At 70.5% G+C, this 26,848-nt stretch carries 16 protein-coding genes and 4 pseudogenes; 9 read left to right on the top strand and 11 right to left on the bottom strand.

Going from position 1 to position 26,848, the window contains the following annotated elements; translation table 11 throughout:
- Nucleotides 1-1,382: 1,382 nt before the first annotated feature.
- Nucleotides 1,383-1,568 (top strand): annotated as a pseudogene (locus BM414_RS15030) (transposase); the annotation flags it as partial.
- Between the two features lie 300 nt (nucleotides 1,569-1,868).
- Here BM414_RS15030 and fxsT read toward each other — a convergent pair.
- Complete coding sequence (gene fxsT / locus BM414_RS15035; protein ID WP_245784750.1) at nucleotides 1,869-4,313, bottom strand: FxSxx-COOH system tetratricopeptide repeat protein; 2,445 nt, start codon at nucleotides 4,311-4,313, stop codon at nucleotides 1,869-1,871.
- Nucleotides 4,314-4,458: 145 nt separating this feature from the next.
- Here fxsT and BM414_RS15040 point away from each other — a divergent pair, with 145 nt between their 5' ends.
- The gene (locus tag BM414_RS15040; RefSeq protein WP_093580458.1) at nucleotides 4,459-4,803 is read left to right on the top strand and encodes a hypothetical protein; all 345 of its coding nucleotides are present in this window, start codon (nucleotides 4,459-4,461) and stop codon (nucleotides 4,801-4,803) included.
- Nucleotides 4,804-5,436: 633 nt separating this feature from the next.
- On the opposite strand, the pseudogene BM414_RS28420 reads toward BM414_RS15040, so the two are convergent.
- Nucleotides 5,437-5,547, bottom strand: a pseudogene (locus tag BM414_RS28420) (IS5/IS1182 family transposase); the annotation flags it as partial.
- Between the two features lie 70 nt (nucleotides 5,548-5,617).
- Here BM414_RS28420 and BM414_RS29440 point away from each other — a divergent pair.
- Nucleotides 5,618-5,761, top strand: coding sequence for a hypothetical protein (locus BM414_RS29440; protein ID WP_175551606.1), 144 nt, complete (start codon nucleotides 5,618-5,620; stop codon nucleotides 5,759-5,761).
- Between the two features lie 1,059 nt (nucleotides 5,762-6,820).
- On the opposite strand, the gene BM414_RS15050 is transcribed toward BM414_RS29440, so the two are convergent.
- From BM414_RS15050 to BM414_RS15075, 5 genes and pseudogenes are all read right to left on the bottom strand, one after another.
- Nucleotides 6,821-8,227, bottom strand: a complete 1,407-nt coding sequence (locus BM414_RS15050) for an SIR2 family protein (protein WP_175551607.1) — start codon at nucleotides 8,225-8,227, stop codon at nucleotides 6,821-6,823.
- Between the two features lie 2,499 nt (nucleotides 8,228-10,726).
- Nucleotides 10,727-11,218, bottom strand: a complete 492-nt coding sequence (locus tag BM414_RS15060; RefSeq protein WP_139245862.1) for a hypothetical protein — start codon at nucleotides 11,216-11,218, stop codon at nucleotides 10,727-10,729.
- Between the two features lie 667 nt (nucleotides 11,219-11,885).
- Nucleotides 11,886-12,851, bottom strand: a complete 966-nt coding sequence (locus BM414_RS15065) for an IS481 family transposase (protein ID WP_093580466.1) — start codon at nucleotides 12,849-12,851, stop codon at nucleotides 11,886-11,888.
- Between the two features lie 197 nt (nucleotides 12,852-13,048).
- The gene (locus tag BM414_RS15070) at nucleotides 13,049-13,912 is read right to left on the bottom strand and encodes a helix-turn-helix domain-containing protein (protein WP_093580468.1); all 864 of its coding nucleotides are present in this window, start codon (nucleotides 13,910-13,912) and stop codon (nucleotides 13,049-13,051) included.
- Nucleotides 13,913-14,613: 701 nt separating this feature from the next.
- A pseudogene (locus tag BM414_RS15075) lies at nucleotides 14,614-15,181 on the bottom strand (transposase); the annotation flags it as partial.
- 440 nt (nucleotides 15,182-15,621) lie between these two features.
- Here BM414_RS15075 and mobF point away from each other — a divergent pair.
- Together mobF and BM414_RS15085 are read left to right on the top strand one after the other, a co-directional pair.
- A pseudogene (gene mobF, locus BM414_RS15080) lies at nucleotides 15,622-19,232 on the top strand (MobF family relaxase).
- Between the two features lie 321 nt (nucleotides 19,233-19,553).
- A complete protein-coding gene (locus BM414_RS15085) occupies nucleotides 19,554-19,787 on the top strand; it encodes a helix-turn-helix transcriptional regulator (protein WP_093580470.1) in 234 nt (77 codons plus the stop codon).
- 37 nt (nucleotides 19,788-19,824) lie between these two features.
- Here BM414_RS15085 and BM414_RS15090 read toward each other — a convergent pair whose 3' ends face one another.
- The 4 genes from BM414_RS15090 to BM414_RS15105 form a co-directional block, all read right to left on the bottom strand.
- Complete coding sequence (locus BM414_RS15090; RefSeq protein WP_093580472.1) at nucleotides 19,825-20,940, bottom strand: tyrosine-type recombinase/integrase; 1,116 nt, start codon at nucleotides 20,938-20,940, stop codon at nucleotides 19,825-19,827.
- A 310-nt stretch (nucleotides 20,941-21,250) separates the two neighbouring features.
- Nucleotides 21,251-21,442, bottom strand: a complete 192-nt coding sequence (locus tag BM414_RS15095; protein WP_093580474.1) for a helix-hairpin-helix domain-containing protein — start codon at nucleotides 21,440-21,442, stop codon at nucleotides 21,251-21,253.
- A gap of 96 nt (nucleotides 21,443-21,538) precedes the next feature.
- Nucleotides 21,539-22,132: a hypothetical protein gene (locus tag BM414_RS15100; RefSeq protein WP_245784751.1), complete on the bottom strand. Its 594-nt coding sequence runs from the start codon at nucleotides 22,130-22,132 to the stop codon at nucleotides 21,539-21,541.
- Nucleotides 22,133-22,144: 12 nt separating this feature from the next.
- Nucleotides 22,145-23,284, bottom strand: a complete 1,140-nt coding sequence (locus BM414_RS15105; RefSeq protein ID WP_245784764.1) for a zinc-dependent alcohol dehydrogenase — start codon at nucleotides 23,282-23,284, stop codon at nucleotides 22,145-22,147.
- A gap of 119 nt (nucleotides 23,285-23,403) precedes the next feature.
- Between BM414_RS15105 and BM414_RS15110 the strand changes: the two genes are divergently transcribed.
- The 4 genes from BM414_RS15110 to BM414_RS15125 all read left to right on the top strand — a co-directional run bounded on the left by BM414_RS15110 (nucleotide 23,404) and on the right by BM414_RS15125 (nucleotide 26,741).
- Entirely contained in the window at nucleotides 23,404-23,742 is a 339-nt protein-coding gene (locus BM414_RS15110) for a hypothetical protein (protein WP_139245864.1), read from the top strand.
- 40 nt (nucleotides 23,743-23,782) lie between these two features.
- The gene (locus BM414_RS15115) at nucleotides 23,783-24,859 is read left to right on the top strand and encodes an NAD(P)-binding domain-containing protein (protein WP_093580480.1); all 1,077 of its coding nucleotides are present in this window, start codon (nucleotides 23,783-23,785) and stop codon (nucleotides 24,857-24,859) included.
- A gap of 146 nt (nucleotides 24,860-25,005) precedes the next feature.
- Nucleotides 25,006-25,926: an ABC transporter ATP-binding protein gene (locus tag BM414_RS15120; protein WP_093580482.1), complete on the top strand. Its 921-nt coding sequence runs from the start codon at nucleotides 25,006-25,008 to the stop codon at nucleotides 25,924-25,926.
- A complete protein-coding gene (locus BM414_RS15125) occupies nucleotides 25,923-26,741 on the top strand; it encodes an ABC-2 family transporter permease (protein ID WP_245784752.1) in 819 nt (272 codons plus the stop codon). The genes BM414_RS15120 and BM414_RS15125 overlap by 4 nt, the downstream gene beginning before the upstream one ends.
- Nucleotides 26,742-26,848: the final 107 nt, after the last annotated feature.

Below are 26,848 nucleotides of genomic sequence, written 5' to 3' on the forward strand. Positions count from 1 at the left end.
CGCGGTGGACAACAACCAGGACGGGGACAACAACCAGGACGGGGGCACTAACCAGGGCGGGGGCCAGCGCCCCGGTGACCACCACAGCGGCGACCGGCCCAGCGGCGACTGAAGTGACCTCGTCAGGCTGACTGGTACCGCCGACTGTCAGTCCACCCGGACCTGGGCCAGCATCAACGGCGTGCCTCTGCGGGGCCCGGCGCCAGCCCCGGCCCTAGGCTGGCGCGGCCAACCGTCGGCCAGCGGAACCCGCCCAGCAAGCCTGCCCGACCCGATCGACGAGATCCCGGCCCGGTGGTGGTCCAATGGGCCACGGTTGCCGTGTAAACGGAGAGATGCGATGACGAATCACCAGCCGGTCGAGCCCAGCGCCATCCTCGACAGGGATGGGGCTAGCGTCCCCTACCGGCGCGCAGCGGCCGGGATTGCTCCGCGTCTGCGGCCCCCGCTGCTCCCGACGCTGGCGCTGGTCGCCACCGCCGGGCCAGTCCTCACCGCGTCGGCATTTGCGCTCACCGCGGTCGCGGCCGCCAAGGCGGTGGAGATGGCTGGCCGGATGGCGTGGCAGGTTCCTCGCAGTCTGGTCGGCGGACACAACGGGCCACAGGTCGTCCCCGGCGGTCTCGAGGTCACATGGATTCGCGTCGAGCTCCGGTGGCCGTCCTGAGCTTGGGGCACGCTGGTCAACCGCCTGAGCGTCCAGAGTCCCCGGTACGAGGCGCTTTCGGGCCAGCTGCAAGTTGCCGGCGGGAGCGGCGGATAAGAAGGCGTTGCATAGTTCATCGATAGGTGTCGAGCGCAAATCAGGGTGACGGCGAGCCGGGTCAGGGCCGGCCGCGGCGGGCCACGAACACCCGGCCGGGTTCGTTGACCCAGAACTGACCCGGGATGCACGGCTGCGTGCGGTGATCGATGGAACCTGGATTTGGCCTGCGGCTTTATGGTTGGGCGCTGTTGGCCGACAACGACCGATGCCGGCTGAGTTGCGGACTTTCTGCGGACTCTGCGGACTGTGTGCGGACTGAGACGGCGTGATCCGCGGGCCGGTAGCCGACACCCCGCAGCAGTAGGCGGAGCAGCGATGGGTTGGATAGGCCCGGTCGTAGACGACCAGGAGCACGAGGGCTGGGTGGTGCCAGTCTTCGCCGACGGCGCGCGCCACCGGCGCCAGCAGCGCCAGCAGCGTGTCCGTCACCGGTCAGGTGGTGGCGGCGACCACTATGCGCGTGGCCTCGTAGGTCATCATGATCACCGCGTGCCAGAAGGGTGTCGCCGCCGGCCCGGCGTCCGAGAGACGTGCTGATCCCGCTTTAGAGATCGTTTCAAGATCAGTTCGGCGTGCCTCCCGCGGCGATCCGGTCGGCCTGCCGAGGCTGTGGTGGGTGATCGAGGAGCTCGTGCCTGACGGGCTGTGGAGGCGGATCGCTCCGCTGCTCCCGCCGCCCAAGCCGCGCCGTCACCGCTACCCGGGCCGCCGGCCGATCGATGACCGGGCTGCACTGGCCGGCATCGTGTTCGTGCTCAAGACCGGGATCACCTGGAATCAGCTGCTCGCCTCCCTGGTCGGCTGATCACGTTTATCGTGCGCCGGACAATCAAGTTATAAGCCTCTCATGCCGTACAATAGTTTCTATACGGCGTCGCGCTAGCCTCAAAGGCTCTAAAAGGTAACGCAATTGAGCATCCAAGCGGCCTATAACTGGCTGATATTGCTGTTATGCGGATGCATCCCCACAGAAAAGGCCTCAAATTTGAGTGCAGGCGGCGTGAGCGAGTGGCGATGTGCTTACCAGCATCGTAAATGCGCGCGGCGACGTGGGTGATTGGGAGGTCGTCACCGATCATGAGGCCGCTGCTGACGGTCCGCATCAGGTGATGTTGGCGGCTGTTAGGTACAGCGTGATCGGGTGCTCTGGGTCGAGCACCCGGCGGCTGCGCTGCAGGGTGTCCTGGCCCAGGGTGCGGGCCGGCTCGGCCTCGCCCAGCCGGGCCAAGGCGACGGTGAGGGCGGCCGCCGCCATCAGGGAGGTTGGGTGGTCCGGGCCGAACACACGGCGGCAGCGCTGCAGGGTGTCCTCGCCCAACGCGCGGGCCGGCTCCGCCTCCCCCCGCTGGACCAAGGCGCCGGTGAGGGCGGCCGCCGCCATCAGGGAGGTTGGGTGGTCCGGGCCCAGCGCCCGGCGGCTGCGCTGCAGGGTGTCCTCGCCCAAGGTGCGGGCCGGCTTCGCCTCGCCCAGCTGATTCAGGGCAAGGGTGAGCCTGCTGGCGGCGGTCAGGGTGTCGGGATGGTCGGGGTCGAGGATCGACCGCCAGCGGTCGAGCAGCTGCGCGCAGAGGGCTCGGCTGCCGGAGCTGTCTCCGTGAGCTTGCAGGTAGCGGATGGTGTCCAGGACGGATTGCCGGCCGGTGGGCGAGGAGTCACCCAGGGGGGCGGTGGCGAGCACGTGCGGAGCCAGTTCGGCGTAGCCAGGCCAGCTGACCGGATCGTTCGGATCGCCGGGGCAGGCGGCGGCCAGCAGCGCCACCACGAGTTGGGCGGTGGCCTGCTGTCGGTCGGGGCCAAGCTGGTGGCGGATCACCGCCTGCACGAGCCGGTGCACCTGGAAGCCGTCGGTGGAGCGGCGGGCCAGGGAGTAGCCGACCAGTGCCCCGACGGTGTCGGAAAGCGCGTCGGGGTCGGCGGCGGTGGCGCGCAGCGGCTCACCGAGCAGGTCGACGTGCTCCCTGAACAGGGACAGCGGGATGGGGTCGGGGGCGAGGAAGGCGGCCAGCTCCAGCAGCGCCACAGCGGCCGGGTCCTCGCCGCGCAGCCGCTCCAGCGACAGCGCCCAGGCAGTAGCGAGCCGCCCGGCATAGCCGACCACCTCGCCGCGGGCCAGCAGGGTCGCCCGGTGGGCGCGGAAGCGGCGCAGGTAGTCGATCGCCGGTAGGTCGGTCTGCTCTAGGTAGCCGGCGGCCTGGGCGGCGGCCAGCGGCAGGTCACCCAGCTCCGCGGCCAGCTGATCGGCCAGCTCCTCGTCCAGTGCCGGGATCCGGGCCTGTAGCAGCGCCGCCGTCTCCGCGCGGGCCAGCACGTCGACCTCCAGCCGCCCGCCCAGCGCTCCCCAGCCGGGGTAGCGGGAGGTGATCAGCACATGCCCGGCCCCGCCGGGCCGGTAGCCGGCGATGTCGGCCGGCCGCTCGGCGTTGTCGAAGATCAGCAGCCAGCCGGTCCGGCCGCGCAGCTCGGCCAGCAGCCGCTCTACGGTGTCGTTCACCGTGGCTCCGGCTGGCAGGTCCAGCCGGGCGGCGAGCCGGGCGAGCTGGTCGGGGATGAGCACCGGCTGTTCGGCGTGGATCCACCACACCAGCTCGTAGTCGGCGGCGTACCGGTGCGCGTATTCGATCGCCAGCTGGGTCTTGCCCACTCCGCCCAGCCCGTGCAGCGCCTGCACCACCAGCGTCCCCTCCCCGGCGCCCAGCCGCCGCCGCAGCTCGGCCAACATCCCGTCCCGGCCGATAAACCACGGATTGCGGGTCGGCGCGTTCCACACCTGCGGCAGTCGGGAGGCCGGCGGCGGGCTGAGCGCCGGGTCCTGGGCCAAGATCGCGGTCTCCAGCCGGCGCAGCTCGCTACTCGGGTCCAGGCCGAGTTCCTCGGCGAGGGTGATGCGCAGCTCCTGGCAGGCGGCCAGCGCGTCGGCCTGCCGGCCGCACCGGTACAGCGCCAGCATCCGCTGGGCCCACAGCCGCTCCCGCAGCCGATACGCCCGGCACAGCTCCTCCAGCTCGCCGACCAGCTCGGCGTGCCGACCGCAGGCCAGGTCGGCGTCGACGCGCGCCTCCACCGCGGCCAGCCGCGCCTCAGTCAACCGGGCCGCTTCCCCTTCCAGCCGCGCCTCCGACGATTCAGCCAGCCACTCACCGCGCCACAGCGCCAACGCGGTCCGCAGGGTCGCTGCCGCGGCCCGGGCCGATCCGGCCGCCAGCTGCGCACCACCGCGGGCGGCCAGCGCCTCGAAGCGGTCCACGTCGACGTCCAGCGCGTTACTGGCCAGCACATATCCGGGAGGTTGGGCGTGGATCGCGTGATCGCAGCCGGCGGCGGCCAAGCTCTTGCGCAGCCGGGAGATCAGCACCCGCAGCGACACGCCCGCCGATTCCGGAGGTGCTTCGCCCCACAGCGCGTCGATCAGCCGCTCTGTGGAGACCACCCGCGGGGCGTTCAGGGCGAGCACCACCAGGATCAGCCGTTCCTTCGCCGCCCCGATCCTCACCGGCCGGTCTCCGCACTCCACCTCCAGCGGGCCCAGCAGGCGAATCACCAACCGCACCCACTCAGGCTAGTCCCGTCGGCCCACAACCTCGATAAGCCGCGCAACGCTCCCGCTACCCGCGCGCTACAGCCGAGCCCCAGCGTTAAGACAGCACCAAGCCCGGTGCGTCTGTACCAGAGACCGTCTACCGAAGGAGAAGCAAGTGACCGCGCTCGTTGAATTTCAGAGGATCACATGCCAGGACACGAACGACTCCGCCAGTGATGAGCCTTACCTGCTTTACAATGGGCAACTCCTTATGCCCGAACAGGGTGACGTGGACCCGGGGGATAATAGGACCATCGACGTTATCAAGACCCTCCAGGGAGAGGCGCGCGTAGACCTGTGGGATGCCGATGGCGGGTTTCCCTTCGACGACCACGACTTCCTGGCCAGCGTTACGATCTCTGAGAGCGAGGTGGGCCAGGGGCAGAGAATCCGGCAGATGAAGGGTAATGGCGCTGCCTACACTCTGTTCTACAAGGTCCACCCGTTCCCCTCTGCCTGACCGAGCGTGCGGGTAAAGGACGACTAACTCGGCGCAACGAGCCCAAGTGCGGTAGCCACGGTTGTGCTACGAGCGCAAGTCTGGAACACCCCGCGTTCGAGGTGGTGGTGGCCATCTGGACGAGGGCCGAGGGCTAGTCGCTGTCGGGGTCGTTGATCCGGGGGTTCGAGGGCGGGGACGAGTCGTATGGTCGATTGCGGTTGTCTATACCGTCGACAGCCAGCGAGAAGGCTCGTGCCCGTCCTCATCTCCTCTATCTGTCGTCCTTTTCGCCCACAGGCTTGATCAGGCGGCGGAGACCGTCCGGCCAAGGTGGGGACTCGGTGCCTTAACACAATGGCGGGGCCCAATCCCGATATCACCCAACTGTGAGGTTCGTGGTGAAGTCATGGCTCGGCGACACAACATGCAGTCAAGTCATTCAATACATGAGGAGGCAATGGTGAATGTTTACGATCCTACGGATAGGATTCTTTATGTCCATATGGCTCGAGTGATGGACCCCTACCCAACTCCCTTAGAGGGCGGCCGCACATACCGCAGACTACCTGCCGGATACGCTAATCGATCTTCGCGCACCTGCTTGAAAGGAACAAGGAGCCATTCCCAGTAACGGCTCACCCTGATTGCTGATCATGCGGTCCGACCGTGCTCGTGATGGAGCAGGACAAGGGCCGCGGCGGTGATCGCGCCGATGCGCCAGGGGCAGGGACTGACCTGGCGCAGCGCCCTCCCTGTGCACCTTGCCGAAACCCCAATTGAGCTACTCATCGAAGGTCAGGGTCATTAACATTATCAGTTGCAGCCTACCGCGGTGACCCGCGCGGTCCGCCAAGCGATCGCCCGGATCGCTGAACACCAGCCCCGGCTCGGCGCGCATCTCGGCCGCACCATCCGCACCGGTACCTACTGCGCCTACCTCCCCGACCCGCGCGCACAGACCCGTTGGGAACTCTGACAACGATCGGCGCTGACTCAGGCATGAGGTTGTCCCGAATCCCGTAGAACGTCGGTGTCGGCCCGTTGTGCATCAGGCTGCGACGACCTATGGAGGGAACCGCTGAACCAACAGATCCCGCAGGGCCGACGAGAGCGTAGGTCGCCCCGGATCTCTGGCGGCGACCACGAGGATCACGCCGCCAGCGGCCCGCTACTTCAGGAGAGACTGCTCTTCGTCGACGCGATGTTGAACGGTTCGCGGTCACCCGCTCGTCGTCATCCCGGACATCATCGCGGCATGATCCGCTGACCTGCGAGGACGACGCCGAAACCAAGCCTGACCTGCGTTTATAGGTGTCGGGAGCGATGGGCTGACGATGCCTCGTTACGGGCGTCCTGCGGACTATCCGCGGACTCTGTGCGGACTGACCCGTCTGCTCCTCACCCGCGAGGAATGGCCGGACGGCTCTCGGGCGCCGCTTCCCACTCGCCCAGCGTGCCAGTTGCCTTGGTCGCCGGAAGGGCGCTTCGCGTCCCTACGGGAGCGGCCTACGGCCGACCCTTCCCCCAACCGGCAGCAGCTGGATGGGGCGGGTTATCGGAAAGCGCCGGGGAGTGTGGACGGCGCTACGCGTCAGCATGGTCATCACCGAAAGGCCGACCTCACCGTCAGCGGAGCGCAGGTCGCGGCCAGAGCAGAGCGGGATAGCCGGGCCCTAACCGGCTCAGTGCAAATGCGGGGGGAGGCGGGGCCTTGCTGCTGCTACGTCTACGAGAGGCTCACCGGGTCCCGGTGGCCCTCTACGCGGACGATGTGGACGAGCTCCGGCCAGCGCCGGACCGGTGGTCGGCGGTGCGGTGGCCGGCGGCCACCGTAGTGCGGGGGTGCTGGTGAGTAGCGCTCGAGTTCGTCACGAAGCGACCCGTGAGGGCGCTGCGGCCACGAACGGCCGTCACACGGAAGGTCCCCGGACTGATCTCCCGGACCGAGGTCTTCTTGGTCGACTTCATCACTGCCTCCCGTCAGTAACGCTCACCGTAGCCCTCCTCGCTGTCATCAGCAGTCAACGACGGGCGGCTATGCCCCTTCCAGAGCAGACAGGCGGTTGGACCACTCCTCGGACAGCTCGACCAGCGTGGCGCTCCAGGCGTCGAGATCCTGCTCCTCCAGGGTTCCGGGAGCTGCTGAGCTGAGCACCGCGGTGGGCAGGTCGGGGCCCTCAGGCAAAGCGGCCACGATCGGAGCCGCCACCACCGAACGCCACCGGCGAGTGGCAGTCTCGCCGGGCAGGTTGCGGGCCAGCACGTCGGCGACGCCGAGGCACTGACCGGCGATCCACGGGCTGTCGTGGCCCACGGCGACCCGGCGCAGCTGCTCGGGGCTGCGATAGAGGCGATCATGGGATGCCCATCGCACGAGCTGGCCCCGCCCGTCGGCGAGCCACAACGTCATATTGGCGTCATCGCCCAAGTGGCGACGCAGAATCTCCACGTCCTCGCCCAGCTGGTCGGCATGCTCGACCTGGAGACGCCGAAAGTCCCGCTCGTGCCGCTGCCACAGACTGGCCGCGCGGAGCTGTGGGGCGCGGTAGTCGAGCCGGCTAAGCTCGGTCATCTCCCGGATGGCCTGGGCAGCGTCACTGTGGTCGTGCACGAGGACGGCCTGGACGCCGATGGCCGCCCACTGGGCAACTAGAGCGTCCTTCACCCGGTCGAACTGCCGCCGATCGAGCCCCAACCCCTCCCGGGCCAGTAGCACGAAGCCCTGATGCCGTCGCGACGCCAGCTTCAGGTCGTGCAGCCACTGCCGGACGTCGGGGTCGCGGTAGGAGGTGCCCGCCAAGAGGAGCGGCCCGTGCGACAGCGCGTTTTGCAGTTCGGCGACCTGCCAGGGACGAGGCTCGGCGCTCAACGCGGTGAAGTCGGACAGGGTCAGCACGATCGAGCCGGCCTCCTCGGGGGCGCGGCCGAGGTAGCCGTGCAAGTGATGCACCTCGTAACTGTGCCGTGGCGCGCGGTCCTCCTCGGTGTCTCGCGGATGAATCCCGGCCGCGCTGCCCACCTCCTCCAGGGCGTCTTCCAGCGCACGCTCGAGCAGGAGGTCGAAGTTCAACGTGAACAGGCCCACCTCGCCGACCGGACGTTGAGCGGCGAGAGCCGCGACCGCGAAGTGGAGCGCGGCCGGCTCAGGCTCACCAAGAGCTTCCGGATACAGCGCGCGGCGGACAAGATCCAGCCAGTCGCCCGAAGCCGCTCGCGCCGCCTCGGCGGCCAGCGCAGGGTCCTGTCGGGCGAGAAACGCCCGTGCCGTCTCCTCGTCGTCGATGGTGCCGCTCAGCTGCAAGAGCTGGGTGGCCAGGCTGTCCCAGTCGGGCAGCCCCGCAGCCGCCGAGGCACCCGCCCCGAGCAGGACGCTCACCTGGCCGACTTCGGTGACAGGAGCAAGGCGTCGCAGCGTGCCCAAATCCAGCTCGGCGGCGCTCACCCGGTCACCCTCCCAGCCATACTGCAGTCCCCGGCGGCCCGCCTCCGCTCGCCGTCGCCAGGGGAGGCCTGGAGCAAAATCCGTCGATGCCCTTATCCCTAGCCTATTTCAAGCCTGATAACGGGGCTCTCCGAACCAACGCCGATCAATCGTTTTCGCAGGTCAAGGCCGGAGTTGTTCAGACCGCTGGTTACCCCTAATGGCCCCTACGTGCCCGTACTACGGGCACGCAGCGGGCACGGCCGTTGGTCCCGGGCGCCAGGATGCTGCTCCCTTCTAATGAGGCCGGCCGGCACTACTTAAACAACCGGGACTGAGCACCGGCCGCGCCGCCAGGTGGGCGGTCGGAGCTGCCGGAACCCAAGGCCGGTGACTCGCCGGCACTTCGTCGACGCCTGCTCCGCACTTGAGGCGGCCGACAGTGGCCGCAGCCTGCGGCACGGCAATCAGCTTGACCTGAACAACGGCGTTGCAGTCGCTCGATGGGCGTCCTCCGGTGACGCCGGGCAGCGGGCGCTCTCCCGCAAGGACCCGGCCGTCTTGCCGCTCGTCGCGGTCGCACTACACGCCTCGCGCGGCCCGTGAGGTACGCCCGCGTCGAATCGTCGGCATTTGACAACCTGAGACCCCGCCAGCGTGGGTGACCAGCGGGGCTCAATGCCGCTTAACAAGCCGGGAGTCCCGCGCCCCCGCGGTAGCCCGCTTGGACCCACACCTCGGACAAGTAGCCGAACCGACCGTCGGGCCACCGGACGCCGTACCACCGAGTGGATTCATAGCGTTGGGGGTTCGAATCGTCCGAAGAGTCCGAGTCGTTGCCGTTCGTAACCCGTGTGCCCTGCGTCTGGCACGTGGCGGTTACGACATGCCCCGAGGCCATGTCCGTTGAGGGAAGGGCGCAGCCATCTCGCTTGCAGAAGTTCTGTGTCACGGTCGACAGATAGGCGGGAGTGTCCTCCCGCATTTCCATCCCGCTCGTCACCCGGTTATTTACGACGATCGTGGCCTCTGAGGGCGGTGACGGCGGCGGGGCTGGGGCGGGCTGAGGGGCAGGCGCCGGGGCTGGGCCCGGCGCAGGGGCTGGGGCGGGCTGAGGGGCAGGTGCCGGGGCTGGGCCCGGCGCAGGAGCTGGGGCGGGCGCAGGAGCTGGGGCCGGCGCTGGGGCGGGCTCAGGTGCTGGTTCAGGCGCTGGTCTCGGAGAGGACTCGGACTCTGGAGCTGGCGCAGCTTCCGGCACTGGAGCAGGCTGGGAAGGAGGCGGGCTCGAGCAGTTGCTCGGGTGGGACGCGCCGTTCTTCCAGTCCCAAGTCCAGCAAGAAGCCCCCAGGACGCCGAAGTCTCCGCTCGCGCCGATCAGGGTGTCGCGGCCTCGATCCTCGGCTGGGTTTAGCCCGACACACCAAGGGCCAGGCCTGTTGCAGTCGCGGTTCAACACCTCCCACTCAAGCGTGAGCGGGTGCCGACCATCCGGAGGATTGTCCGGCAGGAACAGCTCCATTGAGTAGTGGTAGTCCACTCCAGCTTGCAGCTTGTCTGGCCGGAAGATGCCGAAGCCCAGACTCGTAATGCCGCTTGAATCAGAGACCGTGGTGTCGATGTAGGCCCCTGCTTCCGCGGGGAAGGCAGAGAAGTCCTCATTCCAGATCTTGCGGTCAAAGTGCTGGCCGTACGTCAAGTCATGCTCATATGACCAATCCCGAGTGCCCGCCGCAAAGCACGCTAGTACCTCAGCCGAATCCCAGCGGATCGTGCCTTCCAGTCGGTAGTCATTGCGGTCGGGATTCTCCGTGCTCTCGCGGAGGAAAGTCAGCTTCATACTCCCGGCGCTGGGAGCTGAGGTGTCCTTGGAGCAGGCGGCGCTGAACGCTCCGGCGGCCGTGGCGACGATGAACCCGACCCCGATGAGAAGGAACAGGACAAGAGCAGCTAGAAGTCGCCGTGCCACAGAGCCTCCAGGAGGGCGGTGGGTCAGCCTCCCAGCCAGCCGGACCCAAGGCAATGGCGTTCCAGCGGTGTTGCAGCATGACAGTGAGCCGTAACACTTGGTAGCCTTGCCGTGGCCTGCCGCGGCGCGCAGCCGGTCCGCCGCTGTTGGCCTGAGTGTCGGAGCAACGGTCGGTGGTGCGGCTCCAACGGGCGTCCCGACCCAACTTGCTCCAGCGGAGGCCTGAAGCAGGATGTACAAGTTTGGCTCTTGATGGCCGTCGACCCAGAAGACCGTCAGTTCGGTGGGAACGACGGATCCACGGACCAAGCCGACATCTTCTGTAGCTGGGACAGACAGGTGCCGCGCGCCCGGGATGTCCGCGTAGGTGACCGCGTCGCCTGGACCGCCTCAAGTTCGGTAAAGACTGAGGGTCCTCAGCAAGTGGCAGCGAATATCGGCTTCAGGTCGGGTCCAAAGCGACGAACCCTCAACAGGCACGCGCCCCTCACCGCTGGTTGCGGCGAGGGGCGCATGGTCGTGGCGATCAGTAGGTGGAGGACGCAGCCGACCACCTAAGCAACGGGCCGCCACTTGAGCAGTTGCTCGTGCAGGGACCGGAACCTCGCCGACCTATCAATGACGTCTTGGCGGTCGTCTGGCGCAACCCGTTGAGGATCAAAGTCCACTGCTCGCATGGACTCGGTAGCTTCAAGGGAGAAGGCGTAGGCAACGAACGCCTCAGAGTCGCTAAGCTCGTACCGAGCCTTGAGTTCCTGAAGATGCCGGGCGACCATCTTTATGGCGAAGCTGTTGTCGTCGACTAGTTGACGCCGCGCCTCATCCACTGAGATCCCGGCGTAACCGGCGGCGAGTTGCGGTTCCATCTGCCCAATTCCCACCGTGTCCCTTCCGAGACGTGACCTTTCGACCGTGCGCCCGAGACTGCCGAATGTCGATATGAACGATTCACGTCCAGTGCCCTCGTGGGCAATCACAGCACCGAGGAGGTACGGGCTTATGCCGTGTCGGTCAGCTTCTAGCCTAATGGCGTCCCAGTTTTCCATGACAATCCCCCGTGCCGCCGCCATCGGGTCAGGCGGCGGCCCTGGTTGTGGCGACGGTGTTGGCTGGGGTTGGGGCGCATTTGGCTGGCCGGTTGGCGCAGGCGCTGGCTGATAACCTGCCCCCGGGGTTTCGCCAGCCCCGGCGTTGCCGGTGCATGGTGAAGCGACGCGATGGTCGCTGCCGGTGTAAACGTAGGCGTCCGAAACATAGCCGCCAGAGGAAAGCTTATCCCACCAGGCACTGACGCCGTAGGTGCCGGCGACTTCGCTGCCTTGCGTCTGGCAAACAATCGTGACGAGGGTGCCGTCGGCCAGCTGGCGGCCAGCTGTTGGGTAGTCGGTTCCCGGGCCGGTGCGCACGGTCAGCGAAGGCCCGGCCGTCTCCACACGACCGACATGGCCTTCGTCTGCGGTGGCGGGGCCTGCGGACGCGACGGCCGTCAGGAGCAGACATGCGGCTGACGCTCCCGCCGCTCCGGCCCACCGGCTTGCCCGGCTCGTTCCCTTAAAGGACCTCATCGCCTGCTCCCCTCGAGTACCCCTGCCATGTGCGGGGCTGCCTGAAGCGTGGACAGCAGGCGTCCCTCATCTCCACCCGTTCTTCGAGGTCGGGGCAGGATCGGGTCGAGATCGGAGGGCCTCCCCGCGCTCTAGATGTACCCGGCCATCAGGTTGGTGCCAGGCGGCTGATCGGAGGACGGCCTCCGAGTGCTGAGTGGCGGCGTTGAGTGTTGTAGTGCTCGATCCAGGGGGCGAGGGCAGCGGCGCGTTCGTCGTTGCTGGTGAAGACCTGCCGGTAGGCCCACTCGGTGACCAGGGTGCGATTGAGGCGTTCGGCCTTGCCGTTCTGCCAGGGGCAGTGCGGCTTGATGAACTTCTGTCGGGCTCCGATCGAGGCACACACGCCCTTGATCGAGTGCTGGTAGGCCCAGGCGTTGTCGGTCATCACCCGCTCGATCCGGGCAATGCCGTGGCCGGTGAAGTAGGCCGCGGCGCGGGCGAAGAAGGCCGCGCAGGTGGCGCCCTTCTCGTCGGCCAGGACCTCGGAGTAGGCGAGCCGGGAATGGTCATCGACCAGGGAGTGCACGTAGTCGTAGCCGATCCGGGTGGCCCGGTCGCGGCTGGTGCTGCCGGCGGCGCGGCCGTGGGCGCGCCAGCCACCACCGTCGGGAATGCGGGCCAGCTTCTTGACGTCCATGTGCACCAGCTCGCCGGGCCGGGATCGCTCGTAGCGGACCGCGGTCACCTTCGACGCCCGGATCACCGCACCGGTCATCGGGTCCAGCACACACAGCCGGGGCTGCCCGCGGCGCACCAGGACCCGAGACACCGTGCGCGCCGGCACCCCCAGCTCGGCGCCGATCCAGTCCGGGCCCCGGCGCTGTCGGCTGCGCAGCTCGACGATGCGGTCCTCCACCTCAGCGGCCGTTCGCCGCGGGCTGGTGTGCGGGCGGCTGGACCGGTCGACCAGCCCGGCCTCGCCCTCGGCCTCGAAGCGGGTGATCCACGTCCGCACACACTTGCGAGAGATCCCCATCGCCGCGGCGATGTGCGCCTGCTTCCAGCCGGCCCGGTACCGGTCGACGATCAGCTTGCGGCCGTGGACGGTGGTGCGGGCATTACCGTGGGACACGAGAACCTCCGAGCGGTGCGGGCCTTCGACAAGCCACACCCCACTCGGAGGTTCTCCTTCGTTCAAGCCGGACCCGTCACCAACGTCCTGGCTAGGTACATCTAGAGCGTGTTGAAGGCTGTGCCTGCACGGTGGGAGCCAGGACGGTGCCACTCCGGGCCCTTATCAGCTCGTTGACGTCGGACCCACTAAGTCAATTAATCATTGCCTACGAAGCTACCGAGCTCAACGCGGATATGATGAGTGGCTTGTGAATCGTCCGGTATGCTCTTGAACCGGGCAGAGAACTGATCGGCCGGCTTGTTCACTAGCGCCTGGTCGACCATGCCGCCATTCGGTGCGACCAGTGCGAACAAGTCGTATTCTTCACCTTCGTCTTCCGGCCCTCGGCCGAGTGTCAAGCGGGAAGCCCACTCGCCGTCATGGTTCACTACAACAGGTACCTTGTCAGTCAAGTAATAGGTAGTGTCGCCGACAGGCCTGACCAGAAGCCACAGCGAGAAACCCGGCTGCAACTCCGCTGTCCCGTTCGCGGTGAGCGGGCTCTCCACATCCTGCCCGCTGAACGGTGACAGTATGGTGGCCTCGCTCGCTTGAGGCATGACAAGTCTTGCGCCCAAGAGAGCGGCGCCAACCAAAAAAACAACCGTGCCGACGGCCAAGAGGATCCTCGCCCGCCTGGAGACGTTCGACAGACGTCTAGGGAGCGCGCTCCGCGTCGGCGTCTCCGCTGCACTAGTAGATGCAGCGAAACCAGGAGGCTGGGTGTCCGCATCCGTTCCCTCATCGCGCGCCACCACGGCACGAACTGCGCCGGCCCTCTCGCGTCGTCCAGCAGCGGCTACCAGCTCCGCGCGCTGCTCAGGACTCAGCTCCAGCGCCTCACAGATCGACTTAAGCGTTTTAGGATAGGGCACTCGGGTCTGATTCTTCTCCAGATCCTGGATTGTGGAAGTCCGCATCCCAATTTGGTTTGCCAGCGCCTCCTGCGAATACTTGCCCTTCCGGTACTCACGCAAAAGCTCCCCAAATTCCCGATCGCCTGACCCACCATCCCCCATGACAGCCTCCTATGTTCGGCGTCGGCAGGAGCCTCATTCACCCACGCTCGAGGAGTTTGCGCGAGCACGCGGATCCTCCTCGCATCGGGACGCGGGCGGCATGCCACCTGTCGCGAAGGACGTCGTCCGTCAGCGACGTCGATCGGTAATCGAGAAGTTGTAAGCCGCCGAGGCGCGCGGTCCGTGCGTTGAGGCTTGGCAACTGGCGAACCCGGTTCCCGTTTCCAGGTTCGTCGGCAACCTCTCGCTGCAGCAGGAGCTGGGGCCTGATCGGCGAGGTCAACGCATGGCCTGATCGTCTCGGGGACCCGTATCGGCGCATCGAGATCCGGGGAGCTCACGCTCGATCTCGGCGTCGACCTCGACCGGGCAACAAGCTGAACCGCCGGCCGGCGTTCATCCGCCAGCTGTTCGACGCGGGGCGCAAGCAGGCGGAGGGGTCCCTGGCCGGACTGCCCGGCTGATGGTCGAGGCCAGCGCCCCTGTGGTCGTGCAAAGGCCGCTTGTCCTCTCCGTTCACGAGGATCTTCAGCAGTGCCGATAGAGCGGGGTGAGAAGCGTCTCGTCTCCGAGGCAACCCACATGCGAGCAGCAAGAGATGCGCCTGGCGACTGTCGGCACCTTGGCGGCCGGGGCCCTACTGCTGTCGGTCGAGTCCCCGGACGTGGTGTGTGGCGGCCTCCGCGTGATCTTTAGTTGGGTCAGGCGGTGAGCGCCGGAATGGTCACCTCCTCGTTGTCGGAGGTCGCGGTCTGGGTGACCGACCGGATGTGGCAGCGGACGAGGACATCTAGGCCGAGGTAGCGGCGAGCTCCGGTCCATTCGTCATACTGCTCGGCCAGCACGGCGCCGACCAGGCGGATCAGCGCGGCGGGGTCGGGAAGATGCTGACCACGTCGGTGCGCCGGCGGATCTCCCGGTTGAGCCGCTCGCTGTGGTTGTCGCTCCGGATTGGCCGCCAGACCTACTTCGGGAAGGCGGTGAAGGCCAGCACGTCGGCCCAGGCGACCTTCAGGGGCTCAGCGACCCGCGGCAGCTTGTCGGCCAGCGCGTTGAGCACCCGGTCGAACGGGGCGTGCACGAAGTGGCGTCGGGCTGATCGTGGACCGAGTGCAACAGCGCCCGCACCTACGGCCAGCTGCTCGTGGGGCAGACTGCCATCGAGTTGGCGGCGTAGTGGGTGCGGCATCTGTGCCAGGCCGCGCCGGGCACCGTGGCCCCGACCGCCTCGACTCCGCTCAGGCCGCGGGCGACCAGGTCCCGGAGGAAGGCCGGCATGTGCCCCGCGGCCGTCGTCCCGCATGACCCGCCCGGTGAACCGTCCCGCGAGAGGAGGACAACCGGGACACCCTTCCGGCTGACGGAGCCGCCTCCCACTGGCTGCTCGACACTCACGCCACCGTGGCGCAGGACGCCGCCGCATGACCGCGAGCCGGTGCCACCGCGAAGCCAAAGTCATCAGCATGAGCAACTGTGCAGTCGGCTCCTGCGCGCGAGCGACAACCACCGCAAGAGACCAACAAATTGACACCTACGACGACTCTCGCGCTATAGCGCCCAACCCTCACCGTTAATACTCAAGCCTTCACTGAGGAACGGGACGCATGCTACCAATAGCGGTAGTTCGGGCCCCGCTTCGCGGGGCCCACTGCCGTTTCTAGGGGTGGCGTGTTTGTCATTATTGGGTGGCGTTGAGAATGCACGGCGGAATGAAGATCTACGCCGGTGCTCCAACGGCGGCCCGCCACTACGTGGAGGCCAGCCGGGGCCGGGCCGATGACTACTACCTGACCGAAGGAGCCGGCATCGCGCGCCGCTACACCGCCGGCGACGGCCGGGTAACCGAGCTGGACGCCCTGGCCGGGGACGGCTACGAGGCGTGGGTGGGCGGCCTGGACCCGGACAACGGGATGGCGCGGGGTCGGCTGCGGACCGATGAGCGGGCGGTGCGGTTCGTCGAGGTGGTGGTCAACGGGCCGAAGTCCTGGTCGCTGGCCGCCGCCCTGCATCCGGACATCGCCGTCGCGTACGACGCCGCCCAGGACCGCGCCGCGACCCAGATCATCGGCTGGCTGTCCCGGCACGCCACCACCCGCGTCGGCCCCCGTTGTGGCCAGGTGCAGGTGCCGGTCGAGCGCCTGGAGGCGGTGACGGTGCGGCACTACACCTCCCGGGCCGGGGATCCGCACCGGCACCTGCACCTGCAGATCAATGCCCGGGTGTTCGCCGCCGGCCAGTGGCGGGGGCTGCACACCGTCGGGGTGCGTGACTTTCTCTCAGCGGTCAACGGGATCGGGCACGCCGCGGTGGCGTGCGACCCGCAGTTCCGGGCCGCGCTGGCCGCGCACGGCTACACGATGGATGTAACCGGAGACCTACCGGAGCTCGCCGCCCACGCTGCTGCGTTCAGCGCCCGGGCGGCGCAGATCGCCCGCAACCTCGACCGTTACGAACGACAGTGGACCACCGAGCACCCCGGCCAGACGCCCGGGCCGGGACTGCGGCGGGCCTGGGACAGGCGAGCGTGGGCCGAGGGCCGCCCGGACAAGGTCACCCCCCAGCCGGGTGCCGACCTGACCGCCCGCTGGGTCGGCGAGCTGGCCGCCCTCGGTTACCGCGACCACGACCGCCGGGTGGAACTGTCGCCGACACTGGGGGCACCCTCGACCGGGAAGCCGCGGTGAGCGCCGTGCTCACCCGGCTGGCCGCCGGTCGCTCGGCATGGAACGCCGCCGATGTCCGCGGCGAGGTCGAGCAGCTGATCGCCGCCGCGGGCATCGTCGCCGACACCGCCGTGCGGACCGAATTGGCCGAGGACCTCACCATCCGCGCCATGGCGCGGTGCGTGTCGCTACTCGTCCAGGCCGGAGCTCCCGAGCACATCCGGGCCTGGACCTCTCAGCCGGTGCTCGACGTCGAGGCCGAGCTGACCGACCGGCTCGCCGCCCGCGGCGGGACCGCCGGCGTCGATGAGCCGGTGCTGCCCCATGCCGTGCGCGGGCGGCTGGATGCAGGGCAGGCCGCGGCGGTGACCGCGCTGGCCGGTGACCGGCCGCTGGTCGTCGTCGAGGGTGCGGCCGGGGCGGGCAAGACCACCATGTTGGCCGCCACCCGCGCCCTACTTGGGGCGCGGGGCCGCCGTCTGACCGTGGTCACCCCCACGCTGAAGGCGGCCAAGGTCGCCGCTGCCGAGGTCGGCACCGCCGCCGGGTCGGCGGCGTGGCTGGCCTTCCAGCACGGCTGGCGGTGGAGCGGTGACGGTGTCTGGAGCCGGCTGGCCGCCGGTGACACCGACCCGCGCACCGGAGCCGTCTACACCGGGCCGGAGCCGGGGGCGAGCCTCACCTCCGGGGATCTGCTGGTGGTCGACGAGGCCGGGATGCTCGACCAGGACACCGCCCGCGCGCTGCTGACCGTCGCTGACGAGGCCGGCGCCCGGCTGGCGCTGCTGGGTGACCGGCACCAGCTGGCCGCGGTCGGCCGTGGCGGCGTGCTGGACCTTGCCGTGCGTCAGGTCGACCCGACGGCGCACTTGACCCTGGACGCGGTGCACCGCTTCACCCGCACCGACGACACCGGCCAGACGAACCCCGACACCGAGTACGCCGAGCTGACCCTGACCATGCGCACCGGGGACGACCCGGGCGCGGTGTTCGACGCGCTCATGGCCCGCGGTCACATCCGGCTGCACGCCGACCCCGCCGAGGCGCAGACGGCGCTGGCCGAGCTGACCGCCGCTCATCGCCGCGACGGTGAGCGGGTGGCCGTGGTGGTCGACACCCGCGAGCAGGCCGCCGAGCTGGGCGCCGCCATCCGGGAGCGGCTGGTCGCCGACGGCCGCGTCGACGACACCCGGGTTGCGGTCACCAGCACCGGGCAGCGCATCGGCGTCGGGGACCGGATCACCACCCGCCGCAACGACCGCGACCTCGGCGTGGCCAACCGCGACACCTGGACCGTCACCGCCGTGCACCGCGACGGGGGGCTGGCCGTCGTCCCGGCCGATGTCACCCCACCAGGGGCTGTCCTGTCCGGTGTCACCCCAGCGGACACCGGGGAGCGGGTGCTGCCCGCCGGCTACGTCACCTCACACGTCGAGCTGGCCTACGCCTCCACCGCACACGGCGCACAGGGTGACACAGTCACCGCAGCGCACCTGCTGGTCGGTGAGCACACCGGGGCAGCGGCGGCCTACGTCGGGATGACCCGCGGCCGCAGCGCCAACACCGCCCACCTGGTCGCCGCCGATTTGGGCGAGGCGCGCGAGCAGTGGATCGCCGCGTTCGCCCGGGACCGGGCAGACCTCGGCCCCGGCCACGCCGCCGCGCAGGCTGCCGCCGAGGCGGCCCGCTACGCCACCCACCGCCCGGTGGAGCAGGTGCTGGCCGACCTGCAGCAGGCGTGGACGGTCGAGCAGCGCAGCCTCGACCGGCTGGCCGTCCTGCAGCCCTGGTGCGACGTCCTGCGCCAGGCCGTGGCCCTGGAATCCCCCCACGCCGGCGAACTGGCGCGGCTGGAGGCCGATTCCCGGCAGGCGGCCCTGGCCGCCCAGCGTGCGACGCAGCTGGCCGAGGCCGCCGACGCTGCCCTCGCCTGGGATGCCGGCCGGATCCGAGAGGCCCTGCTCGCCACCTGGGACGACGAGCGCGGCGCCGCCCGCACGGCGGCCCGGGTGGTGCTCGACGGACCCGGCTGGTGGGGGCTCAAGCGCGCCCCGGTCGCCCGCGCCAGGGACCAGCTGGCCGGGTGGGCAGACCGGTGGCGCGCGCACCTGCCCGACCTGCCCACGGATCCCGAGCAGCTGGCGCGGGTGGCCGACCGGTTCGACGACCGGCCTGCGCTGTGGCGGTCCTTCGACGCCATCGCTCACCGGGCGGCCGAGCAGCATCCCGCGCACGCGGGGGTCCACGCCGCCGCCGACGCCGCCCGCCGGGCCGCCGGGCAGGCGCAGGCCACCCTGGTCGAGGCGCAGCGCCGGCGCGCCGAACGGCTCGACCCACTCGGGCCGATCGCCTGGGCACCCGACCCGGCCGGGCAGCTGATCGTCCTCGAGCGCTCCGTCGCCACCGCCCGGCACGAGCTGGCCGCCGCCCGGGCCTGCGTCGCCGACCTGCAGGCCGAGCCGGCCCTGCTGGGCCAACCGGCCGACCGGCTCACCGCAGCCCGCGACGCCTGGCGTGACCGTTACGACGCCGCCCGCCGGCAGCGCCAAGCCGCCACGCTGGGGGCGGCCGCCTTCCCGGCGGGTGTGCCGCGGCCGGAGCACGAGCGCTACGGGCCACGGGCGGCACGGGATGTCAGCCCAAGCCTGGGGTGGTGAGCCGGACTGGTCATCACCAGGGCCGCTGTCGACCCTATGAGCGGAATTGCAGGAGAACTGAAGGACAACTGAAGAATCCGCCGACCTCCGGTGGGTCACCGCCGCAATCAGCCTTCCGGCGTCGTGATCCGGCGCCCATCCCGGGCGCAAGGCGAAGGGCCCAGGCGCTCCCACCCCCAGGCCGGGCGCCGCGAGGAGAGGAACAGGAGGAAGACAGGAGGTCGACAGAAGAAGTCGGTTGTGGGTTGTCAGCAACGGCCACGAAACGGCGCCTTCTAGGGGTGGACAGCCGCCCGAACCCGTCGAGCCTCGGAGACAGCCATGACCGACCACACCCCCGGCCCCGCTCACACCGCCGAGCCGACGCCGCAGCTGCTCACCATCGCCGAAGCCGCCCTACTGCTGCGCACCCCCGTCGCCACGCTGCGGTACTGGCGACACCTGGGCACCGGCCCGCGCAGCTTCCGGCTCGGCCGCCGAGTCGTCTACCGCCGCGACGACCTCCAATCCTGGATCGACGCCTGCCGCCACCATGGCGCGTCTACCGGGACGTGATGCCCGGCGTGCAATCGCCCGTGTACGGGCGACCCGTTCAGCCCAGTTGCTCGAGGACCTGCGCTGCTCCGGTGGCCCGCCTCCTGCGGCCGTAGTAGACGTCCTGCGTGACGGACGGCTTGGCATGCCCGAGCTGGTCGGCCGCGCTCCTGGCCGACAGCCCCGCTTCGTCCATGAGCGTGGCGACGGTCTTGCGGAAGGCGTGGGAGGTGACGCCCGGCATCCCCATCGCCTGAAAGGCCTCGCGAAGGGCCCGGCGGGTGTTGTTCGGGTCGCGCAGCTTGCGGCTGCGCGGCGCAGGGAAGACCGGTCCGCTCGACGGCCCGCGCTGCCGTAGGAGCGCGACACACCAGCTCGGGAGCTCCAGCACCCGCTCCCCCGCCACCGACTTCGGCCGGCTGACCGCCAGGCCCTGACCCTTGACCCGCAGCACCGTCCCCGTGACCGTGACCGTGCCGGCGTCGAGGTCCACGTCCGCCCAGCTGGCTGCACAGGCCTCGCCGATGCGGAGACCGGTGGCGACCATGAACGCCACGAGGTCCGGCAGATCCCGCTCGCGAGCCGTCGCGTCCTCGTTCAGCCACGCCCGCACCGACCTGACCTCGGCCGCGGTCAGCGACCGCGGCGCCCGCCGGGTCTGGCTGGGGATGCGCGCCACGTCCCGGCAGGGGTTGGCCTTCAGGGCGTCATGGCGGCAGGCCAGGCCACACATGCCGCTGATCACCGACTTGGTCATCTTCGCCAGCGCCGGGCCGTGCGACGCCCGCACGGCCGCCAGGTGACGATCGAGCAACCCGACGCTGAGCTCACGCACCCGCACGCTGCCCAGGGCCGGGAGGACCTGCCGATCGAGCCGGTCACGGTAGGCCTGCATCGTCGACGGGCTCTTGCCCTCGAGCTGGCTGAACCACTTCGCCGCGAGGTCGGCGACCTTGGTGTCCGGAGTGATCTCGTGGCCCGTCCCCGGACGTCCCCGGTCTCGCAGCGCCACGGCGAGGGCCCGCTCCGCGGCCCCCTTGGTCCTGGCCTGCCGCTGCACCTGGCGGGTGGCCCCGTCCCAGTCCCGGTACAGGCACACCGCTCGGTATCCCGCCGGGTCCGGGTAGACGCGGACCCGGCCGTGGGTGCCGAGCTCCAGGTGGGGTCTGGCCATGATGCCCCCGCTCGCACTCGTGATCGCGCCAGAGCGGCCCCCGGCGAGGCCACAGTTTACTGGCCGGGGCCATGCTTTACTCATCGTTTACTCGCCAGAATTGGCCAGCTGCGACCAACGAGCCTCAACCCCAGGTGACCACGGATACCGACACTGAGCTGCAGGTTTGCGACGGAGATCGTCAACAGCCAACGGTGATCAACTTGTTCGACTCTTAATCAGCGGGTTCGGGGTTCGAGTCCCTGATGGCGCACAGCACCCGAGAGCGGTCCCTCCCCCGGCGGGAGAGGCCGCTCTCGTCGTACGTGGGTCAGCCGAGGCGGAGTCCGTGCTCGGCCAGCGCCTCGTCCAGGATGCGCAGCGCCTCGGGACCCACGCCGTGCAGCGCGGCCAGCGTCGCGCGCGGGACGCCGGCCAGCTGCCCGAGTCCGGTGTAGCCGGCCAGCTGCAGGGCCTGGGTGGCCGGCCGGCCGATCCGGGGCAGCTCGTCGAGCGGGGTCACGGCCGTCGACCATGGTGCCGACGGTGTGCGCGGAGGCCGGGTTCCGCAGCCCGGTTCGCGGCGTGAGCGCACACGCTCACGGCAGGACCGCCGCCCTCAGCCGCGGACGGCGCGGACCAGCTTCCGGACGCCGAGCACCGCGCCGCCGACCCCGGCGACCCACGGCCCCAGGACGATGACCGGGTCGAGGAGCTGGTGGCGGACGTCGGAACGCCCGCGCCGCGAGCGCACTGCACCCCGGGTGAACTCCGTCCTCAGCCCGGTGGCCGGCACGTCCGGCCGCAGGGTGGCGAAGGACCGCAGGTGGTGCTCCCACGCGTCGACGCGGTCGCCGACCACCAGCAGCATCCAGTGCGCCAGCCGGCCCTCGCTGAACCGGGCGTAGGCGAACCGCCGGATCACCCCGGACAGGCCCGCGAGCGGCTGGGCGGTGCCGAACACCGGCGTGACGAAGGCGTGCTCGATCGAGCGCTCCCGGCCCTCGCTCCCCGACTGCCGCTCCGGGAAGTCCCAGCGGGCGCCGGTGTCGGCCGGGTACTGCAGCCTCGGGTACGACGGCCGGTCGGCGGGGTCGAGGTCGGCTCCCCAGCCGGGGATGCGGGCGCGCAGCTCCTCCCGGCTCGGCGGGGGCGTGCGCTTGTCCCGGACGTAGGCGCTGGGGATGTCGCCCGGGACGTCGGTGCTGGTCACGATCGCTCTCCCTCAGGCCGCGTCGGGCAGGATCAGCGGCTTGATGCAGCCGTCGAGCTTGCTGGAGAACACGTGGTAGGCCTCCGCGATGTCCTCGAGCGGGAAGCGGTGCGTCACCACCTCGCGCGGGGTCAGGTGGCCGTTGCGCACGTGCTCGAACATCCGCGGCCACTGGCGCTTCACCGGCGTCTGGTTCATCCGCAGGGTGAGGCCCTTGTTCAGGGCGTCGCCGAACTTCACCGCGTTGGGGATCGGGCCGTAGGCGCCCACCACCGAGACGGTGCCGCCCTTGCGGACCCCGTCGATGGCCCAGTTGAGCGCGACCGGTGAGCCGCCCTGCAGCTTCAGCTTGGTGCCGGTGACCTGCTGCAGGAAGTTGCCGTCGGCCTCCGCGCCCACCGCCTCGATGACGACGTCGGCGCCCAGGTAGTCGGTCTGCTTCTTCATCTCGACGACGACGTCGTCGTACTCGTCGTAGTCCAGCGTCTCGGCGTGGGCCATGGTCCGCGCCTTCTCCAACCGCTCCTGCAGGTGGTCGACCACGATCACCCGGCCCGCGCCCATCAACCACGAGGACTGCGCCGCGACCAGTCCGACCGGCCCGGCGCCGAGCACGACGACGGTGTCCCCCTCGGCGATCTCCCCGAGCTGGGCGCCGAAGTAGCCGGTCGCGGCGGCGTCGGTGAGGCAGACGGCGTCCTCGTCGTGCATCCAGTCCGGGATCCTGGCGGGGCCGACGTCGGCGAACGGGACGCGCACGTACTGCGACTGGCCGCCGTCGTAGCCGCCCGTGGTGTGCGAGTAGCCGTAGATGCCGCCGACCGCCGTCGCGTTGGGGTTGACGTTGTGGCAGTTGGAGTACAGGCCGCGCGCGCAGAACCAGCACGACCCGCAGAAGACGTTGAACGGCACCATCACCCGATCGCCGACCTGCAGGTTCTCCACCGAGGAGCCGACCCGCTCGACGACGCCGATGAACTCGTGGCCGAACGTGTGGCCGATCCGGGTGTCCGGCATGAGCCCGTGGTAGAGGTGCAGGTCGGAGCCGCAGATGGCGGCCAGCGTCACCCGGACGATCGCGTCGTTCGGGTGCTCGATCGCCGGCACGTCCTTGTCCTCGACCCGGATCTTGTACGGGCCTCGGTAGACCATCGCGCGCACGGGGCGCCCCTCTCCCTCGTCGTGCCGGACCCTGGGGCCCGGCGTCACCGCAGCCGTGCCCGCCGCCCGGAGCCCGGAAACCGCTCGACCCCGTCCGTAGCGTCGGGCGCATGACCACGACCCCCGTGCTCGAGCCGGTGCACCGTCCGGAGGACGGCGAACTCGTCGGACACCTGACCGCTGCCGCCGACCGCGACGGGTGGACCGCGCACGCCGTGTTCGGCGCGCCGCTGCGGACCCTCCCCACCCACGAGGAGGCGGTGTCCTTCCTGCGCACCCGCGGGCTGGCGCTGCTCGCCGAGCGCTGGACCTACACGCCCGCCGACGGCGAGCCGCGCACCGCGTGGCTGGTCGAGGCCCGGCCGGGCGCCGTGGTGGTCCGGTTCGGGTACGACCCGGCGTCGGTGCCCCTGACCGGCGGCGAGCTCGACCGGCTCACGCTCGGCTGACGCGCGGAAGCCCGGCGAGCCCGGTGGCGTTCGCGCGGGTGTGAGCAGCCCGCGGGACGTCGACGTCGTGGTGATCGGCGCGGGCCAGGCCGGCCTGTCCGCCGGGTACCACCTGGCCCGGCAGGGGTTCGCGCCTGGCAGCGGCTTCGTCGTCCTCGACGGCGACGCCGCGCCGGGCGGGGCCTGGAAGCACCGCTGGCCCTCGCTGACCCTGGCGACGACGCACCGGGTGCACGAGCTGCCCGGCCTGCCGTTCGCGCCGGCCTCGGAGGACCTGCCGGCCGCCGAGGCGGTGCCGGCCTACTTCGCCGAGTACGAGCGGCGCTTCGCCCTCCCGGTGCAGCGGCCGGTGCGGGTGTCCGCGGTCCGCCGCACCGGCGACGGGCGCTTCCTCGTCGAGGCGGACGAGGGGACCTGGCGGGCGCGCGGCGTCGTCAACGCCACCGGCACCTGGACCCGGCCGTTCGTGCCGCGCTACCCGGGCCAGGAGACCTTCCGCGGACGTCAGCTGCACACCGTCGGCTATCGCGGCGCGGCGGAGTTCGCCGGGCTGTCGGTGGTGGTCGTCGGTGGCGGCGCCTCGGCGGTGCAGCTGCTCGGCGAGATCGTCCAGGTCGCCCGCACCACCTGGGTGACCCGCCGCCCGCCGGTCTGGCGCGAGGGCCCCTTCGGCGAGCAGCAGGGCCGGGAGGCGGTGGCGCGGGTCGAGGCCGCCGTCCGTGCCGGCCGGATGCCCGGCAGCGTCGTCGGTGTGACCGGCCTGGTGGTCACCCCCTGGGTGCGCCGGGCCCTCGACGACGGCGTCCTCACCCGGCTGCCGGTGTTCGACCGGATCACCCCCGACGGCGTGGCCTGGGACGACGGGCGGAGCGTGCGGGCCGACGTGATCCTGTGGGCCACCGGCTTCCGCGCGGCGGTCGGCCACCTCGCCCCGCTGCGGCTGCGCACCCGCGACGGCGTCATCCCGGTCGACGGCACCACCGCCGTCGACGAGCCGCGGCTGCAGCTGGTCGGCTACGGGCCCAGCGCGAGCACCATCGGCGCCAACCGGGCCGGGCGCAGCGCGGCGGTGGCGCTGCGCCGGCTGCTCGACGCCGACCTCGCCCGGAGCGCCTGACCCGGGCGATCCCCCGGGTGGGGTGGGGGTCGGTCCAGGGTCGGGTCGGGGGTCCTCCCGGATGTGCTGAGGACCCCGGTGCCGGGAGCCTCCTCGGCCATGACCTCCTCGGCACGGACCTCCTCCCCCACCCCGGCGGTGACCCGGTGATCGTCGCGAGCGGACTCACCAAGCGCTACGGCGACCGGGTCGCCGTCGACCGCGTCTCCTTCACCGTCCGGCCCGGCCGGGTGACCGGCTTCCTCGGGCCCAACGGCGCGGGCAAGTCGACGACGATGCGCATGGTCATCGGCCTGGACCGGCCCACCGAGGGCTCGGTCACCGTCGACGGCATCCGCTACCTCGACTGCCCGGCCCCGCTGCGCGCGGTCGGGGCGCTGCTCGAGGCCCGCGCCCTGCACCCTGGCCGCACCGCCTGGGCCCACCTGCGCTGGATGGCCGCGTCCAACGGCATCCCCGCGTCCCGGGTGGACGAGGTGCTCGGGATGGTCGGCCTCGAGGCGGTGGCCGGCCAGCGGGTCGGCCGGTTCTCCCTCGGCATGGGCCAGCGGCTGGGCATCGCGGCCGCGCTGCTCGGCGACCCGCCGGTCGTCGTCCTCGACGAGCCGGTCAACGGCCTGGACCCCGAGGGCATCCGCTGGGTGCGCACCCTGGCCCGCGACCTCGCCGCCGAGGGCCGCACGGTGCTGGTGTCCAGCCACCTCATGGCCGAGATGGCGCTGACCGCCGACCACCTGATCGTCATCGGTCGCGGCCGCGTGCTCGCCGACCTCCCGACCGCGGACTTCATCGCCGAGCACGCCGCCTCCTACGTCCGCGTGCGCACCCCGCAGCCCGCGGAGCTCGCCGCGCTGCTGCAGCGTTCCGGCGCCGACGTCACCCGCGACGGCGACGAGCTGCGCGTGCAGGGCGTCGACACCGCCGCCACCGGCGAGCTCGCCGCCGGCGCCGGCCTCGTGCTGCACGAGCTCGGTCTCGTCCGCTCCTCCCTCGAGGACGCCTTCATGACCCTGACCGCCGGCAGCGTGGAGTTCGCCGCCGCCCGTCCCGCCGAGGTGACCCGGTGACCGCTCCCGCGCTGACCGCCCCCCGCACCGCGCCCGCACCCGCAGGGGGCGCCGGCCTGCCGCGGGCCCTGCACGCCGAGTGGATCAAGCTCTGGACGGTGCGCTCGACCGGCTGGTCGGTGGCCGCGATGGTCGCTCTCGGCGCCGGGCTGACCACCCTGGTGTGCGCGCTGGTGGCCCCGGACCTGGCGGCCGGGGCCACCGGTGAGCCGGTCGGGGCGTTCATCACCTGGGGGCTGCTGTTCGCCCAGGTGACCGCCGTCGTGCTCGGCGCGCTCACCGTCACCGCCGAGTACGGCACCGGGATGATCCGCGCGACCCTCGCCGCCACGCCGCGCCGTGGCACGGTGCTCGCCGCCAAGGCACTGGTGCTGAGCGGCACGCTGTTCGTCGCCGGCGTCGTCACCGCCGTCCTCGGCTGGCTGGGCGGCAACGCCTTCCTGTCCGCGGAGGGCATCGGCCTCTCCCTGGGCGACGACGGCATGCTGCGCTCGCTGCTCGGCAGCGGCCTGTACATGGCCGGGCTGGGGCTGCTGGCGATGGCCGTCGGGCTGCTGCTGCGCTCCACCGCGGCCGCGGTGTCCGTGGTGCTCGCGCTGGTGTTCCTCGTCGGCAACCTGGTGATGCTGCTCCCCGGCTCGCTCGGCGAGTGGCTGACCAAGCTCATGCCGGGCAACGCCGGGTCGCGGATCGCCACGCCGGAGTCGTTCAACCCGATGCTGCTCGACCCGTGGCCCGGGTTCGCCGTCTTCGCCGCCGAGGTCGCCGTCGTCCTCGCCGTCGCGGCAGTGGCGTTCGGCCGTCGCGACGCCTGACTGCTGCGAGGCATCGGAAGCTCTCCCCACGTCCCGGGCCCCGGGACGTGGGGAGAGCTTCCGATGCCTCCCCGGTCGGCCACCGCGGCGGGCAGGCACAGTGGAGG

Source organism: Geodermatophilus amargosae (genome assembly GCF_900116515.1).
Classification (GTDB): domain Bacteria; phylum Actinomycetota; class Actinomycetes; order Mycobacteriales; family Geodermatophilaceae; genus Geodermatophilus; species Geodermatophilus amargosae.

Bases quoted from the DNA above. Each gene is read 5' to 3' on its own strand.
- BM414_RS15085 (WP_093580470.1), top strand. From the start codon at position 19,554: ATGACCGACCACACCCCCGGCCCCGCTCACACCGCCGAGCCGACGCCG.
- BM414_RS15110 (WP_139245864.1), top strand. From the start codon at position 23,404: ATGACCACGACCCCCGTGCTCGAGCCGGTGCACCGTCCGGAGGACGGC.
- BM414_RS15060 (WP_139245862.1), bottom strand. From the start codon at position 11,218: ATGGAAAACTGGGACGCCATTAGGCTAGAAGCTGACCGACACGGCATA.
- BM414_RS15090 (WP_093580472.1), bottom strand. From the start codon at position 20,940: ATGGCCAGACCCCACCTGGAGCTCGGCACCCACGGCCGGGTCCGCGTC.
- BM414_RS15070 (WP_093580468.1), bottom strand. From the start codon at position 13,912: ATGGGGGATGGTGGGTCAGGCGATCGGGAATTTGGGGAGCTTTTGCGT.
- BM414_RS15105 (WP_245784764.1), bottom strand. From the start codon at position 23,284: ATGGTCTACCGAGGCCCGTACAAGATCCGGGTCGAGGACAAGGACGTG.